This is a genomic window from Deinococcus aquatilis DSM 23025, assembly GCF_000378445.1.
Taxonomy (GTDB): domain Bacteria; phylum Deinococcota; class Deinococci; order Deinococcales; family Deinococcaceae; genus Deinococcus; species Deinococcus aquatilis.
Genome location: NZ_KB899740.1, coordinates 22,637 through 38,038, shown reverse-complemented (window position 1 = coordinate 38,038; position 15,402 = coordinate 22,637). Strand labels below are relative to the sequence as shown.

The following is a 15,402-nucleotide window of genomic DNA, read 5'->3' as shown; positions in this document are numbered from 1 at the left end:
AATATGGCCGAGTCGATCCAGCGCATTTTGGTTCGTCGGGCGTTGGCCGGCCAATGTCCGACCAGTCCGACACAACTCATCCAGTGGTTGGAGGCGACGGCGCGAGGATGGAATGCATGCCCGACCCCGTTCGTTTGGGGCGGAAAAAGAAAGGCTCGCCGTCAGCGAGCCTATGCACGGAGATACCCTCTGGGAGGTTCTGGAGCGAACACCCTGCAGGCCGTCCAGTGAACGCCTACACCCGTGGCAAGTGACCCACTAGCAAGTCGAATTTGCCACCGTAGTTTTTTTGGAGGTGATGCCATGTCGCCGGAAGACCCGATCCACCGTTCGTTAGCTGATCTTGAGCCCAGTGTTGGCTTCCAACCGGCGGGCATGTTCCTCCAGGGTCGCGTCCAGGTCCTCCTCCAGTTGCTGGAGGAGGACCTGCTCATGCTCACGCTGCACTCTCAGGCGACGCCCAGTCGGGCGCTTGACCTGTGAGAGCGTACCTGCCTCGTGCTTCTTCACATATAACCGGACGGTTCGGACATCAACTCCAAACGTTTCGGCCACCTGCTGATCGTTCTGTTCTTTCCGCGCAGCTGCCACAATTCGTTCTCGAAGGTCCAGGCTGTACCCACGTGCGCCTACCCGCTTGTTCATCTTCTTATGATGTCAAATGCTCTAGTGGGTCACTTGCCACGCAGGAGTGGTTTCCCGAAATGACGAATATTGGAGGGAAGAGCGGCTATGACAGGGTTGTTCACTCTCATCATCCAAGGGTCTGAAACTGTACACCCGTGGCAAGTGACCCACTAGAACCCGCGCATGCCCTGATTTACACACCGCTGAACCCGCTTGCCCCAACCGGGCAGCGTGCCAGCAAGAGGACGGAAGTGGCATCCTCGCAAGGCGCTCGCCCTTGAGGAACGGAACACGGTAAAGATCTACCCGCACGACACAGGGAAAGCAACCCCCACCGCCTCGTTCAGGGGGTTCGACCGGGCCTGTTGCTGAAGAGACTGCGAATTCCGGCAGGCAACGGCAAAGCTAGGCTGCGTTTTTGTCCCCGAATCTGGAAGGCCAGAGGCGGTGGGCGCCGCACGGCCGGGGTGGAATGGGGAAGGCCGCCGGGCCCTCCCTCTCGTTGCGGGTGATTGAAGCTCCACTCGCACGACCGCTCCTGTCGTTACACCCTCAACCATTCGGGCATCACTCCGTAAAAAAATGTGGCCAACCGCGTAAATTGTCCGGTCACCATCAGCAGACCCACCGCGACCAGAATGCCGCCGCCCACACGTTCGAAAATGCCGGAGTAGCGGTTGAGGCGGCGCAGATTCAGGCGGTTCCAGAGCAGGGCGGCCAGCAAAAACGGGACGGCGAGACCCAGGGTGTACGCGCCCAGCAGGCCCACGCCCTGGCCCAGGCTGGCGCTGCTGGCCGCCAGACCCAGAATGCTGCCCAGCGCGGGGCCCAGGCAGGGGCTCCAGCCAAAGGCGAAGGCCGCCCCCAGTGCCACTGGGCCGTAGCCGCCTGCATCGGCCAGCGCACGGGTATCACGCATCAGGAAGGGCAGGCGCACCACGCCCAGCATCACCAGACCAAAAAAGATGATCAGCACGGCGGCCAGCTGTCCCAGCAGAATTTTGTGCGGCGCAAGAACCGCGCCGAGGCTGCTGGCCGTGGCTCCGAGCGCAATGAAGACCAGCCCGAAGCCCAGTATGAAGCCCAGTGCCCGCAGCAGGGGGGAGCGTGCGCCGCCGATGACTCCCAGATAACTGGGCACCAGCGGCAGCACGCAGGGACTGAGAAACGAGAACAGCCCCGCCAGAAACGCCACCGTGACCGTAGAGGCAGACAGGCCGGAAGTCAACATGGGGGCAGTGTAGCGGGCAGCGGGTGGGCAGGGCGTCCCAGGTACGGCGTCAAGGTCAGGAGACTCAGAACGGGTACGGGTCACCCTCCGCACTCACTCCCCTCGCCTGCAAGGGCGAGGGTCACAGAATTATTTTTCGCTGGTGGTCCTCTCCACTGAAGGCATGTCTGCGCCTCCCCCGTCGCCCCATAAATTCCCTCTCACGCGTTGAGTACACGCCCGCCCTGCACCAGCAAGACCATCGGGTAAGCCTCTCCCTGTTCAGTGGACGGGCAAAGCTAGTGGCGTCTGCACCGCGCCAAGGGTTAAGACCAGTTGTTTCAGCTTGCGGTTTTCTTCTTGCAGCTGTCTCGGACGGCGAAGTCGCTGATCCCCAGGCCACTGAACTTGTTCTTCCACTTGAAGAACGTGGATTCTGCGGTCCCCATCTTCCGGCACGCTTCAATCACGCAGACGCCGGTTTCTCTCAGGAGTTGCACCTTGCATAGTGGAGTGAATAACCGTGCTGGCCGAGAAACTCTGCGTTTTTGCCAAAGGTCTTGAGCAGCCAGTTTAAGTAGACGAGTGGCATCACCATGATCACGGCCAGTGCAGCAGATGCTTCTAGGGTCATGCCTGCCTCTCGGTGGAGGATGGCCAGCGTCCAGGCCAGAAACACCAGTAACACCCAGCGATCCAGTCCCACCTCAGTTCGCAAGGCGAACTGAGCCAACCCAAACTGATGTTTGCCCTCCTTGAAAAACGATTCCTCATTCCAGTGTTTGGCCCCCTCTGCGACGACCTCATCACCCTCCAGCAGCTCCGACGAAACGGCGTGAAAGATCCGGTCCCCACGGTCGATGCGGCCCAGAACCACCGTGTCGTAGGGCCAGTTCTTCAGCTTGAGATCGCCCCCATGCGGACAGTCCGCCACGGTGACCTCACCGGAATGCATCGTCCGCCGGGTCGAGCGCACCCCCACCACGAATTCAAAGCCGAGTTGCCGGACCTCGTCCAGAAAGACCGCGGCTTCAAATCCGCGGTCAGCGAGGACGCGGATGCGAAATCGACGCCGGGTCGCCTTGGGAACCGTCCGGAGCAGGTCTCGTGCCAGGGTCACGGGCGTCGCCGTCCCCTTGCCTTTGTACACCCGGTCGCCGACCGGGAACTTCACGGTACCGTATTCGGCATACAACACCACCAGGTGTATGCCGTGGACCTCGTTGTAGACCCGGACAAAGGGCAGCGTGCTGCCCTTCTTTTCGATGCTGGTCAGATCGACACTCAGCCTCAGGAGCGGCCGGGGTTTGCCTTTGGCCGCCAGGTGCAACGCGTCCCACTGGGCACGCTGTAGGATCGTCCAGCCCTGGTCTGTGTCCCAGGTGTATTCGTTCAGCAGTCGGCTCAGCGCACTCTTGCTGACCAGTTCAGCCCGGTGCAGCGCGGTTTTGGTCGCGGTATCCAGGAACATGAACAGCGCAGCCTAGAGGCTGCGCTGTTGGTAGGTCGTGCGTGGAACGGCGAGGAACTCATCTGCCAGAATGCGGACGCGCTCCCTCAGAATCCGTGACGTAGACACTCCCAGATTTTCTCTGCTGGGAGCGCGTCGCCGTCTTTATGCAGGTGCAACTCCTGAGTTTCTGCTTGTTTGAGAGCAAACGCGATCTGTTCTCCAGTGAATCGTTTTCCACGCATCGTGTCAGCCCTCAGCAACTGACACTTCGACGTAAACAGTGTTCTAGACGCAATTTAGCAGGACAACGGGCAGTATTAGAGTCTGTGACGATCTCCAAAACTGCCCTACTCCATGCTGACACGCTGGCTGCCCACTTGAAAACCCGTCTGCCGCACCGTCGCGTGGATGCCCTGAAGCGACTGGCCGAGGTACTCTTAGCGCTCCTTCAGGCTGAATCCACACTCCACCGCAAAATCGCGCTGCACCTCCCCCGGGAGGCGACTTTGGAGTCCAAAACACGCGTCGTTGCACGCGTGTTTCACGATGCCCAACTCACCCCACAGGACGTCTGTGACGTCCTGCTTCCTCTCCTTCCAGACGGCAAACTCACCCTCGTCATGGATCGCACGACCTGGCACTACGGTCAGACTCCACTCAACATTCTCGTTCTCGGGGCCATTCTTGGCGGCGCAGTGATCCCACTCGTCTGGAAGGTCTTGCCACATCAGGGCAACAGTTGCACTGCCGCCCGCATTCTCTTGGTCGCCCGCTTGCTTAAGGTGCTGCCCAACAAACGCTGGGCGGTGTTGATCGCAGACCGAGAGTTCGTCGGGCAAGAATGGTGCCGTTACCTGCGCTGGAAACGCATTCGGCACTGTCTACGCATCCGGGAAAACACCCGCATTGAAGATGAACTCGTCCGCGATCTGTTTCTGGACTTGAAACCCGGTGAAGTGCGGACTCTCTTTGAGCGGACGTGGGTGTACGGCGGCTGGATGCACGTTGTTATCACTCTGTCACCCGTGGGTGACAGGGTGATCGTCGCTTCGAATTTGCCCATTGTGGACGTTCTGAAGACGTACCGCCTCAGATGGAGAATAGAGTCTGCGTTCTCGGCGCTGAAGTTGAGAGGGTTGAACCTGGAAGCCACGCACATGACGGACGCCGATCGCATTTCGAGATTGTTCGGGTTGCTGTGCATCGTGCTGGCTTGGATGGTGCGCGTGGGGGCACAGGAGCAGGGTCAGACCCCTGTGAGGTCTGACAACCGAGGGCGGCCCATCAGAAGTCAGGTGCGGACAGGGTGGATGGCGCTGAGTGAGGCTGTCCGGTGGGGCAGGGACGGCTTCTGGAGCTACCTTCAGCTCCTCAATACACCATTCTTGCCCACTGGGACGCTAATTCCTTGAAGTGTCAGGTGCTGAGGTGTCAGCCTCTTGGGGGACTTCCCTGATCATGCCAGAGGCTCCATTCTCATATAGACAAGTTCTCAGGGCGCAGGTCACGGGTCGCCCGCAAGGGCAGCCCATTCTACTTACCAGAACTGCCTGCGAATTCAACCTGCGTCCTGAACAAGCGGTAGAATTGACCTGCCGATTTTAAGCCACTGGACACCCACGGATTCAGGGGCGAGCCTTTCAACGAATACAATTTAAAGCAATGGTTCGGACAGTTTTAGGCAGCTTTGAGGCCGAAATCCAGCGGCCTGGAGGGAAGCGAATCTCATTCCTCAAAGCGAGCTTCGAGACCCAGATTGGACAAAATGACTTGGGCCAGCAGGGCGTTATACGCCCTGCGCTTCATGTCCTCCAGACTAAACACGAGGCCCTGTCCCCCTCCAGCAGCTTGCAAAGCTTCCAGGCGCGCCAAGTTCAAAGCCAGCATGACCATGTTCCAGTGGGCTTCGATGCCCTGTTGTGACCGAACTTGGACATCTTGGCTGCCAAGGAACTGCTTCTCGTCCCGAAAGACCAGTTTGATCTCAAAACGGCTCTGGTACAGGGCCACGACTTCATGGGCTGGCATGGTCACGGCGGTGCTGCACAGCACCGCATACCCAGTCACTGTCCCCGTGGGATCCAACTGCTGAATGACGACCACACGCAGTTTCCGTTTCCCATGGCATCCCCAGACGACCTGGGTCAGGAGACGTTGGGTGGGCGTCTCACAGACCCCCTCAAATCGCCTCAGATCGTGGAAGTCGACCTTCCCGTCAAACGTTTTCTTTCGTCCTCGACGCTTGACGTGTTCACCGGCGTACAGGTACTTGAGAGTGGCATTCCGTGGGAGTTTTGAGACCAACGGGAAACCGTGACCCGTCACGGTTTCCACAACGGAGATGTTGGCATAGTCGCCATCGGCGACGATGGCCGCGAGCTCGATCTGAGGATGGGCTCGGAGATCCAGCAGGACCTCCTCCAATTGATCGGTGATCTGTTCCATTCGTCCAGGTGCTTCAGGATCCGTGCGGGTTTGACGGGCATGAATGGGAAAGATTTGCCGGTGTTGGACTTCAATCAGTGCACAACAGGAGTGCTCAATGCCTCGTTCTACGCGTGTTGCACACCCATTCCAGAATGAGCCGAGGTGGGCGGTCTTCTTCCCAGACTTCCGGTGGAAGGAAGCCTCAATGGCCAGGATGCAGAGCGGACTGATCAGTCCGCTCTGCATCGCGGTGGTCACCGGGGCCATCTGGAGCGACCACCAGGGCACAGCGCCCTCATCGTCTCGGTGCAACCAGCGCAGAATGGTGCGGTCCGAGCAGGACGCGTAGCGGGAAAGATTCAAAGCATTCAGCCGTCCCGGAACCGCCAGGAAAACGCTCAGGACGACGGCGAGAAAATTCCGCTGCGTCTTACGCAGCTCAACTGCCTGCAGGACGTGCTGTAAGATGCCGACCAGACCCACTGGAAATTGCGTATTCACAGACCCATTTTCGGTGGGTCGTCCCCACGCACCTCAAAAACTGTCCGACCCATTGTTAAAGGGGGGTTGACCTATTTAACCCCAGCAGGGAGTGAGATACTGCCGCTATGGTTTTCCGCCTGCTAACCGCGCTCATACTGTCAAGTCTCTCCTTGGGGTTGGCCGCTGCACAGCCAGAAATTCCGGCGTTACCTCCACATGCTCCTCAAGAAGCTCCCCTGCTTCCGCTGCCCCTTACGCAGGATGCTGCAAAAACAAGCCCCGAAGTCGCGACACCTCCTCAGCCTCAGCCAAGCCCCAAGGCACCATTCCCACGACAGGACGCGCCTTTGCTGATTACCGTGCGGGCTGCTTGGCCTGCAGTGATAGAAGGCAAGAAGACCACTGTACCTTTTGTTCGTACCCTGACTATTTCGGGTGCACGAGTCGCTCAACTGCGGCAACGAGGTGCGGGGATCACTCCCTCATTGGAGGCCGATTTAAAGGCCTTTGTAGCAACGTTGCCCTCTAAACCAGAAAATGCCCGCTTTGAAAAACTTTGGAACGGTTGGGCTGTCGTCCAGCGCAATGGCCTGAGCATCGATATGGCAAAAACTCGCTCTAGTATCGAGACTGTACTCCACGATCCGCAGGGCGTGCAGGCCAATATCATCGTTGCGGGTCAGATTCCTCCTGAACGCACCCTCAACTTCTTTACTTCACGCAGCATTGCACAACATCTGGGCACCGGGGAAACCAATTACTCTGGTAGTAGCGTGGCACGAGTCAAAAACATTCAAGTCGGTACCCGTCGTTTCCAGGATCGGTTAGTGGAAGGCAACGTCGTGTCATTTAATCAGATTGTGGGACCCATCAGCACCCGGACTGGATTCGTTACTGGCTTGGTCATCGCAGGGGACCGAACTGCGAATGGCGTAGGGGGCGGTATCTGTCAGGTCAGTACCACGGTTTTCCGCACTCTTTACGGCGCAGGATTACCTATCCTTGAGCGCCGTAACCATTCTTATCAAGTTCGCTATTATGACCCACAGGGTCTTGACGGCACCATCTATCAACCCAATCTAGATCTGAAATTCGCCAATGACACCGGAGGAGCACTCTGGTTTCAGGCGGGTTGGGATGAGGCCGAGAGCCGCCTGACGATCCAAGTTTTCGGAAAAATGCGTGACTTTACTGTAGAGGTGGGAACCCCGAGGACGCTTCGCACGACGCCAGCCCTCCCCGATCGTTTATTGCCCGATGCAAACCTGCCTGTCGGTGAACGTCAGCAGGTGGATTGGGCTGCACCAGGCGCTGTCATTGAGGTCACGCGTCAGTTCAGGCGCAATGGTCAGGTCTTTAAACAGGACGTACTCAAGAGTACGTATCGGCCTTGGCCGAACATTTTTCTGGTGGGCACACGCTGAGACGTAGGTCAGGTGATCATGCTGCAGCAATGGATCCTGCTGGCGAATTCATGCGGCCCGTCAGAGACGTGCAACATACGAGGGCCGCCTCGTTTCGGGTCGCTTCCCTTCCAATCAGGCCATGACGCGGACAGCGTTCATGCTGGCAGCACTTGCTCCTTTTTTACCATGGCCTTTGCCAAGGCCCGATCCTATGGGCGTCGCCATTCAAACACTCATACGCCCTGCGAAGTTGTTTCCTCGACACCTGGGTGGGATACCTCATTTGTGCGGCTTTTCCGCACTCCTGATCCCGCTGATCTACTCGGATGGCTGCAGCAAACACAAGCTTTTAGAGGGAGAACCCCTCATCAAGCGCCAGAGAAAAGATAGGACAGCAAGTAAGCCAGCGGCATCACTCCTGTGGAAGAGCCGCAAGATCAAGGCAAGCTCAGTTAGGGCCTCATCCGTGAGTGGCTGTGCCCTTCTTTGAGGATGAACGACAGCCATCCCCTCCTGCTGAGTCTGGATCCTCTGACTCGTCATTTTCTCGATAAGCTCTGCATCAGTACGGGTGAGCATGAAGCGGGCGTCGTCAGGCGAGCCGCCGCCGCCGATCACGCCCGCAGTGTTGCTGGTGTACCTGAAGACGTCAACATTATGGCAGCCCAGGTCGGGGCAGAGGCGGCCCAGGATGCGGTCAACGCACCACTGGAGGACGCAACTGAAGATGCTGCGGGTGCGCCTTGAATGCTCAGCTGGCCTGATTGCCGGATTCAGCATCGATCAACCGCGTCACGTTTCCCAAGCAGCAAGAACCCTGTGGATTATTCACTTCACATCCACACCGGTTGGCTCGAATGTGCCCACGGATCACCTCGGGAAGACCTTTCACTCCGGCGCTCAGGAGGCCGCCCGCCAGCCCCAAGGTCTGCGCTAAGCTTTGGGGCAACCAGGCCAGAAACCAGGCGAAAAAGAATAGAGAGAACACAAATGCTCGGGCGGCGGCCGAGCGCGTCCCAGTACTGGAGGCGAGGCGAGCATGCAGCACAGCCAGGGGGACGGCGGCAAGCGGTGCCCAGTCACCGGCGCCCATCAAGGCAGCAAATCCCGTTCCCCCAAGGGCGTCGCCCCACCAGGGCCAATACGCTGCTTGCCAGGGGAGGGAAAGCGGTTTTTCTCTCAGGACTTCACTTCGCCATTTGACCGTGCTGCCGCCGATCAGCCAAAGTTGCCTCATGTGGACGGGGCTGTTGAGTTTAAGGGCACGCCAGTTCGCCCATCATGGGCACAGCAGAAGCTGCACCCACTGTAGGGGGCCCGCCAGACGATCCTTCCGGGCCGCTGCGCACTCATAACGGCGGCACCCCAATTTTTTCCAGACCGGCATTCAGGCGTTCCCGGGTGAGGCCTCCGCGATCTACAAACTGGATGACGCCCTGTGCGTCGATGAAAAAGGTTTCTGGAATGCCGCTGACCCCGTAATTGATGGCCGTTTTGCTGTTGGGGTCACGCACACTTGGATAAGCGAGAGCATACTCGCGAATGAAGTTGCGGGCCGCGACATCGCTCGGTTCCTGGAAAAGGATGCCCAAGAGAACCAACCCCGGCTTGCCAGAGGGGCGCGCAGCAAGCTCACGGAACAGCGGCGCTTCATCTCTGCACGGCACGCACCATGACGCCCAAAAATTTAAGACCACCGGACGCCCCTGAAAGGTCTGAAGCGCCAGCGCCGTGCCGTCCAACGTGGACAGGGTAAAGGCGGGGGCTTCCCGGCCGACCAATGGCCCCCCAATCGTGGCATTGCGGGCAGGATTCAGCAGAGCGGCGGCCAGCATACCGGTGATCCCCAGTGCCAACAGGGGGGGCAGCCACCACCTGCGCGGGCGGGAGGGAGGGGCGGAGTTGATGGGGTGAGTCATCCGGCATCCTTTGTGGACGTGAGAAATTGGTGGCTCAACAGATGCTAGCAACCATACCTGAGCAGATTAGCAGATGTTCAACAGCTGGAAGGGCCGCCCCACTTCTTCGAAACGACCGTTCACCCAAGTAGGAACTGCCTTTCCAGGGCCGGAACGCTCAATCTCAAAAACGCACGCGGGATAGCATCAGATCATGAATTTTCCCCGATGGACGGTAACCCTCAGCGCTGGTTTCAGTGCCGCCCTGCTGACGTACAGCGCGTTTTATGTGCGCGGCGATACCGGAGCCGTGATGGCGTATTTGCGTGAACGTGCGCGCGTGCGGCGCTTTGCAGACAGCGGCGCCGTCGACGAACAGGTGAGGGAAGCCCAGCGGCAGCTGGCTGCTCTGGGGGCACAGATTGCTGCCCCCGCTCAGGCCCTGGAGTGGTGGCCGGTGGCCTGCCTGGTCGGCCTGACGGTGGCGGCCCTGGTCTGGTGGCTGTATGGCCGCCGCGCCGTACAGCCGTTGCACACAGGCCAGCTTGAACGAATGGTGCTGCGTTTGGCTTACCGGAAAGGAGGCGCGTTCACCCTTCAGGATCTGCTTGTACAGTCGCCCCTCACGCCCCAGCAGGCACAAGAAGTGACGGACCGATTGACCGCTGCTGGACGCCTGCGGGCGCAGCAAGGTGTGTTCGAAATGGTGAAATCTTAAACCTCAACCCAGGCCAAAGCACCCGTCTGATCTGGGAGACCCTGACCTTGGCGGACCAGTGGCGAAGAATCCACTCCTGACTGGGGCCTTCCGGCCTGAAGGGTGCTTCTGCCTGCGGCAGCCAAGTAAGCAGGTCTGAGGAGGGTGTACGGCTTTTCACCTGAGTGCGCCTTGGATTCGTGCGGGCAAGGACAGCAAGTCCCGAGGGAACGAAAGGCAGCGAGAACCCGGGGGCAGAACTTCTTCCAGCAGCTTGTCCCACCGCACATGCAGTCAGCCGGATGCATCAGCACCATCACCTGGAGACTTGGCGTGCACAAGCTGGCTGTACAGAAGAACTGGTAGCCGCGTAGCCAGGTCTGATTGCCTGGTAAATTGTGTTTCGAAGTACTCTTCCTGATCTTCAACATTCACACCAAGTTGTGACCTCAACTCATCTTCAGAGTCACTTATTCATCAGACCTTTACAAACTCTTGATAGCTTGGCGGCATTCATGTTGATTCGTGCCTTAACGCCCCTGCTCCTCGCCGCCCTCTCCCTGGCTGGAGCCATGACTGTTCGGGTGCAGCCGGGAGATACCCTGACCCGCATGGCGGTGCGGGCGGGGAGCACACCACAAGCCTTCATGGCCGTGAATCCTGGGCTGAATCCGAATAGATTGCAGGTTGGCGCGGTGCTGCAGGTGCCGAGTCCCACAGCCAGGAGCGTGGTCATTCAAGCAGGCGACACCCTGAGTAGCGTCGCCAAGCGGCGGGGCCTCACTGTCTCCGCATTGCTGAAAGCCAACCCGGGGATCAATCCCCAGCGTGCCCTGCAGATTGGTCAGCGGCTACAACTCCCGAATGCAGTGGTGGTGCGCTCTGCTCCGTCCTCCGTCAGCGTGCGTACGGTGGGGATTCGGGTCACTGCCATCTTGCCCGTGCAGGGGCGTGTGACCACGCCTTACCGAGGGGGGCATGAAGGTCTGGACTTGGCTGCTCCCGCCGGCACCTTCATTCGGGCCGCCCTCGGCGGTGTGGTCACCGAAAGCCGGTTCGATGGCCGCACCGGGTGGGGTTGGACGGTCGTGGTGGATCACGGGGGTGGCCTGAAGACCCGCTACAGCCACAACAGCGTCAACCTGGCTCGCCTTGGTGCGAGGGTCAACACAGGAGATGTGATTGCGCGGGTTGGCAGTACAGGCAACAGCAGTGGGCCGCATGTCGATTACCGGGTTTCACGTAACGGGCAGCCGCTCAATCCAGCCGCCCTGAACTGAGCGGCTGCCCTGAACCTTGACCTGGGTCGAACCTCAAGTGCTGGGACAGGGCTGGCAGTTGAAAGCTTTCATTGCCTCGTTTTCATTTTCCTCAAGGTTCAGGCGACCTAGGGTTCCATGCTCAATCCAATCCAGGCGGGGGCGGATAGCAGAGCCATCGGCTCCAGATCTCTTTTAGAGGGCAAGGGGAACTCCTGGTTAACCAGAAATAGGGAGGAAGGGTGATACTTCTGGGGTACTGCCCAGTGCACCTCATCCGGTATAACCCCACCATGAAGCGATTTTGGACGGACAACGGTCTTTCTGTGGTGCTCATTGCTTTCTTTACTGTGTTTTGGCTGGCGCAGGCCCTCACCGGCTGGGCTGTCTATAACGAAGAATTACAGCAATGGCGCCAGCCTATCCTCTCGTGGCCGCAGTACCTGATGACCTCCCATTTCTGGTCGACCACCGCTGAAAACTGGGAAAGTGAATTCTTGCAGATGGCCGCCTACGTCATCCTGACCATCTACCTGCGTCAACGGGGCTCGGCAGAGTCCAACCCCTTCCCCGATGAGCAGACGAAGGCAGAGAAAAACCAGTCCGACTTTGCTCCTCCAGGGTTCTGGCGACGCAACAGTCTCTCGCTGGTCTTGCTCGGAATGTTTGTAGGGGCATTGATCATCCATCTGTTCAGTTCTTGGAAAACCTACAACTTGGAACAACAGGCCAGGGGCCAAGCAGCTGAGAGCGTGATGGCCTTCCTGCACGAACCGGAATTCTGGTTTGAATCCTTCCAGAATTGGCAAAGTGAGTTTTTGGCGGTGGCTGCTATCGTTGTCTTGACCATTTTTCTCCGGCAGATTGGCTCCTCACAGTCCAAAACCTTGTTTGACCCTAACGAGAAGACAGGAAGTGCTTAAACGTGACACCTCCCGGGCACTTCACAGATCTTTCGGCAGAGCCGCTTGCATGTCAGTATCGAGGTCTACCAAGCAGTCAGTGGATGGCGACCACCGGAGTCACCTCCATTTCCCGAAAAGCCAAGCGCAGTAACGCCTAACTCCAACGGTCGTGCTCGTCCGACCAGTGGATATACAGCGGGCCATCACCGTCTATCGCGCAGTGCCGTCCACCTGGGCGCATCCACAAGTCGCACTGCTCGTCATACTGTCAGGTGGGACATCGGTACCTGACGACCAATCGCCCCGGGAAGTCAGGTTCAATCCGTTGGGAGACCGGGAAGTCAGGTTCAATCCGTTGGGAGACTGCATTGGCTGACCTCTTCCGGAGTTTTCTGGTGCTGAGGCCGGGTCATGCCGGTTCTTTGACCTGTAGTGGCACCGCGTCTGCTCGCCGGAATAGTCCGGTCAGATGCTCACTGTCCTTGCTGCGGAAATTAAACAGGGCAGTCACGGGTTGATCGTCACCGGGCTGCAGGCCTTCAAGTTGCAGGCGGTCAATGGTAGCGAGCTCGGGGGGGTGGGTCTGATAGTAGGTGGCGATCTTGTCTTTAGGCATCTGAGGAAGTCCTCCGCCCACCGAGGCACGACTCAAGGCAGGCAAGTGGGGAACAAGTATAAAGCACCATGGGTTCGTGAATCAGGAGAAAACAAGTCAGAGCGTTACCAGGTGATCCTGACTGAATAGCGTGTTGCTCAAGCGGAGCAAGCCTCAGATGATTGACTGAGATTCACCCAGTAGAGATGAACTTGGCTCTCCCTCCCCTGGCGGCTGAGGTCTGATCCAGCTCCGGACAGGAGCAGCCTCAACGCCCTTAGGGATGCTGCGGGCATGATTTGGGGACAACTGCTCTCCCCTGCTCTAGTGGATCTGTGGGCCTTCCTGATGCATGCGCTGCAAACGGGAGCCTGCCTGATCCAAGTGGGCGGCTTAGCGGAAGTGAGTTACCCCGGTCGAGCGGCCAGTATGGCTGAGGTGGGACCGTACCTGGTGATCACCAAACGGGACAGCAGCTTGCAGACCTCATGCGCCGAAGGGCGTGAAGCCGCTGAACTGGCAGCCGAAGATGGATGAGATTACGGCGGTGCTGGAGGAAGAGCAGTGTGTCCTCTTGGCGTCACGCTGGAGTCCGTCCGAACTGGTGCGGGTGACGTTCCTGGCCGTCCAGATGGCGCAAGCGCTGGAACTCAATAAAGAGGCAGGCTTCTGGCTGACGGGTTCGGGAGCGCAGATGCAAGAGACGCTGGCCGGGCATCCAGACCTGATTGAGCCGGGCTTGCGGGTCTTGAATCGGGAGCTGCTGGTGGAATCGGGCGGTATTGACTTGTACGCGCAAAATACTCAGGGACGCTTCGTGGTGGAATTGAAGTGCGGCCGCGCGACACAAGACACGGTGTCTGAGCTCGGCCGATATGTCGCGTCGGTGCAGCGGGTGGTGGGCACGGGAGTGGTGCGAGGAATTCTAGCCGCACCGTCGATTACGGGGTCTGCGCGTTGGGAGTTGGAGGTGGGCGCGCTGTCGCTCTCAGAGAAGACGACGACTCAGCCCAGCTTGTTTTAAGGAACCAAGACGAGCTGAGGGTGCGTCACTTCGCTCGAGAGCGTCGTCGTGCTTGGTCGGCCGTTGCTCGTTGCTCTTGCGGCGTTGAGGTCGGCAGGTGCTCTCTTTCGGGACTGGACGCCTCTGTTCGTGGCGGGATGAGGAGAAAGGACCGGAGGTGGTCGTGCAGCCACTCTAGTTGCAAGACATTCGCTTCACGATGGGAGGGCGGGTCATGTGTGGACATGCGTAGAGTGTGGCAGAGCGGCTGGGTCTTTGTGACCGCACTTGCTCGCATCAGCTTGAACCTGTGTACGGGCGCGGCGGGTGAGGCGGTATGTCAACAGCGCCTGCACGGATCCGATGGGGTTGGTGCAGCTGATCTGGCGGCGGGCGGTGAGGCTGATCACTTCCAGAAGCAGGTCTGTGGGTGCGTGTTCGGTGAGGGTTTGAGCTTCGGCTGCGGTCACCCCCAGGCGGCGCAGGCCGTTATACGCCTGGAGAAATGCTGGGATGGGTTGTCTGGCCTGCTCGTAGCTTTCCCGGCGCACTTGGACGGTGAGGGGCTGATGCCAGATGACCTCGCCCAAGATCGTCATGCACTCGTCACCGATCAGCCACGGCAAGCGAACGAGTTGCCCGAGCTGGTTCGCAGGTAGCACGAACGGCACTGATAAGGTGAGGTGCTGGGTGTCGTTCAGGCCCGTGCTACGGTTTGTGGCTTGGGGGATCAGCGGCAAGAGGCTGGCCCAGACGGGGTCGTCGTGCGGCCAGGGGCCGGCGCGTCCGATCATGAGTTGCAGGACGCTGCGCATGAGCACCTGACGGTGGGCGGGGTCTTCGCATTTCCCGGACAAGGCGAGGGGGTTGAGCAAGTCGCCCAGGCTCAGCATCGAGGGAACTCCAGTGGGGCGGGGTGGGTCATGGCGGGCCTCCTGCATCTAGAGTGGATCGGCTGGGGGTGAGGCAGATCGTGCCGAAGTCCTTGACACTCACCTCGGCCACCCTGAGTCTAGAAGAGATGACGGTTTCTGCGGTACCACCAAGCGTTGACGTGCACAATCAACAGACCTTCGAGACGTGCATCGCACTGACGTTGCAGGCGGTGGCGGGCGTGGAATTTGGGCCGGTGTTGAGTTCGACTCGTTTGCCGGGGGCGATGCTGGTGCAGTTTGCGGAGCAAGTGGAACGGCACGCCCGGGAAGTGGCGGCGTTGGCCGGGGAGCGGGACTTAGATCTACCCAGCTTAGGGGCCGGGTATTACCAGCAGTTGATTGCTGGGCGGGATGATCCCTTGCAAGCGGCCTATCACGGCTTACATGCGGCCGCGTTTCTGGGACTGTCGGGTGGGGCCACGACGGCGATGTTGCTGTCCACGGTAGGGTATGCCTTGCGGGTCTTAGCGGGGGCCGAGGATCGGGTGTGCCATTGACGGTGAG

At 59.3% G+C, this 15,402-nt stretch carries 17 protein-coding genes and 1 pseudogene; 9 read left to right on the top strand and 9 right to left on the bottom strand.

Annotated features, from left to right (window positions below; genetic code table 11):
* Positions 1-333: 333 nt before the first annotated feature.
* From F561_RS26060 to F561_RS26050, 4 genes and pseudogenes are all read right to left on the bottom strand, one after another.
* Entirely contained in the window at positions 334-645 is a 312-nt protein-coding gene (locus F561_RS26060; protein WP_019011646.1) for a hypothetical protein, read from the bottom strand.
* A gap of 526 nt (positions 646-1,171) precedes the next feature.
* The gene (locus F561_RS0119460; protein WP_019011645.1) at positions 1,172-1,858 is read right to left on the bottom strand and encodes a cytochrome c biogenesis CcdA family protein; all 687 of its coding nucleotides are present in this window, start codon (positions 1,856-1,858) and stop codon (positions 1,172-1,174) included.
* 320 nt (positions 1,859-2,178) lie between these two features.
* Complete coding sequence (locus F561_RS30565) at positions 2,179-2,307, bottom strand: hypothetical protein (protein ID WP_425386929.1); 129 nt, start codon at positions 2,305-2,307, stop codon at positions 2,179-2,181.
* A gap of 17 nt (positions 2,308-2,324) precedes the next feature.
* Positions 2,325-3,416, bottom strand: a pseudogene (locus F561_RS26050) (transposase).
* Between the two features lie 200 nt (positions 3,417-3,616).
* Between F561_RS26050 and F561_RS0119445 the strand changes: the two are divergent.
* Positions 3,617-4,702 carry an IS4 family transposase gene (locus F561_RS0119445; protein WP_019011643.1) on the top strand — a complete coding sequence of 362 codons (1,086 nt, stop codon included), beginning with the start codon at positions 3,617-3,619 and terminating at the stop codon, positions 4,700-4,702.
* A gap of 313 nt (positions 4,703-5,015) precedes the next feature.
* Here F561_RS0119445 and F561_RS0119440 read toward each other — a convergent pair whose 3' ends face one another.
* The gene (locus tag F561_RS0119440; RefSeq protein WP_019011642.1) at positions 5,016-6,200 is read right to left on the bottom strand and encodes an IS4 family transposase; all 1,185 of its coding nucleotides are present in this window, start codon (positions 6,198-6,200) and stop codon (positions 5,016-5,018) included.
* A gap of 347 nt (positions 6,201-6,547) precedes the next feature.
* Here F561_RS0119440 and F561_RS0119435 point away from each other — a divergent pair, with 347 nt between their 5' ends.
* The gene (locus F561_RS0119435) at positions 6,548-7,624 is read left to right on the top strand and encodes a VanW family protein (protein WP_083922560.1); all 1,077 of its coding nucleotides are present in this window, start codon (positions 6,548-6,550) and stop codon (positions 7,622-7,624) included.
* A 474-nt stretch (positions 7,625-8,098) separates the two neighbouring features.
* Positions 8,099-8,353 (top strand): hypothetical protein, encoded by a 255-nt coding sequence (locus F561_RS0119430; RefSeq protein ID WP_019011640.1) that lies wholly within the window; start codon positions 8,099-8,101, stop codon positions 8,351-8,353.
* A gap of 4 nt (positions 8,354-8,357) precedes the next feature.
* Here the strand turns inward: F561_RS0119430 and F561_RS29700 are convergent, their stop codons facing one another.
* Both F561_RS29700 and F561_RS0119420 read right to left on the bottom strand, forming a co-directional pair.
* A complete protein-coding gene (locus tag F561_RS29700) occupies positions 8,358-8,843 on the bottom strand; it encodes a bacterioferritin-associated ferredoxin (protein ID WP_019011639.1) in 486 nt (161 codons plus the stop codon).
* Positions 8,844-8,955: 112 nt separating this feature from the next.
* Positions 8,956-9,525, bottom strand: coding sequence for a TlpA disulfide reductase family protein (locus tag F561_RS0119420; protein ID WP_019011638.1), 570 nt, complete (start codon positions 9,523-9,525; stop codon positions 8,956-8,958).
* Positions 9,526-9,718: 193 nt separating this feature from the next.
* Here F561_RS0119420 and F561_RS0119415 point away from each other — a divergent pair, with 193 nt between their 5' ends.
* The 3 genes from F561_RS0119415 (at position 9,719) to F561_RS0119405 (ending at position 12,383) form a co-directional block, all read left to right on the top strand.
* Entirely contained in the window at positions 9,719-10,222 is a 504-nt protein-coding gene (locus F561_RS0119415) for a hypothetical protein (RefSeq protein ID WP_019011637.1), read from the top strand.
* A gap of 494 nt (positions 10,223-10,716) precedes the next feature.
* A complete protein-coding gene (locus F561_RS0119410) occupies positions 10,717-11,481 on the top strand; it encodes a LysM peptidoglycan-binding domain-containing M23 family metallopeptidase (RefSeq protein WP_019011636.1) in 765 nt (254 codons plus the stop codon).
* Between the two features lie 272 nt (positions 11,482-11,753).
* Positions 11,754-12,383, top strand: coding sequence for a DUF6766 family protein (locus tag F561_RS0119405; RefSeq protein ID WP_026299082.1), 630 nt, complete (start codon positions 11,754-11,756; stop codon positions 12,381-12,383).
* 391 nt (positions 12,384-12,774) lie between these two features.
* On the opposite strand, the gene F561_RS0119400 is transcribed toward F561_RS0119405, so the two are convergent.
* Positions 12,775-12,981: a hypothetical protein gene (locus tag F561_RS0119400; RefSeq protein WP_019011634.1), complete on the bottom strand. Its 207-nt coding sequence runs from the start codon at positions 12,979-12,981 to the stop codon at positions 12,775-12,777.
* Between the two features lie 273 nt (positions 12,982-13,254).
* Here F561_RS0119400 and F561_RS30090 point away from each other — a divergent pair, with 273 nt between their 5' ends.
* Complete coding sequence (locus F561_RS30090) at positions 13,255-13,497, top strand: PDDEXK family nuclease (protein ID WP_019011633.1); 243 nt, start codon at positions 13,255-13,257, stop codon at positions 13,495-13,497.
* On the top strand, positions 13,463-13,984 hold the full coding sequence (locus F561_RS26040; protein ID WP_245556582.1) for an endonuclease NucS domain-containing protein: 522 nt from the start codon (positions 13,463-13,465) through the stop codon (positions 13,982-13,984). Before F561_RS30090 ends, F561_RS26040 begins: the two co-directional genes overlap by 35 nt.
* 212 nt (positions 13,985-14,196) lie before the next feature.
* Here the strand turns inward: F561_RS26040 and F561_RS0119390 are convergent, their stop codons facing one another.
* Positions 14,197-14,856 carry a hypothetical protein gene (locus F561_RS0119390; protein WP_019011631.1) on the bottom strand — a complete coding sequence of 220 codons (660 nt, stop codon included), beginning with the start codon at positions 14,854-14,856 and terminating at the stop codon, positions 14,197-14,199.
* A gap of 128 nt (positions 14,857-14,984) precedes the next feature.
* Here F561_RS0119390 and F561_RS0119385 point away from each other — a divergent pair, with 128 nt between their 5' ends.
* Positions 14,985-15,395 carry a hypothetical protein gene (locus tag F561_RS0119385; protein ID WP_051096989.1) on the top strand — a complete coding sequence of 137 codons (411 nt, stop codon included), beginning with the start codon at positions 14,985-14,987 and terminating at the stop codon, positions 15,393-15,395.
* Positions 15,396-15,402: the final 7 nt, after the last annotated feature.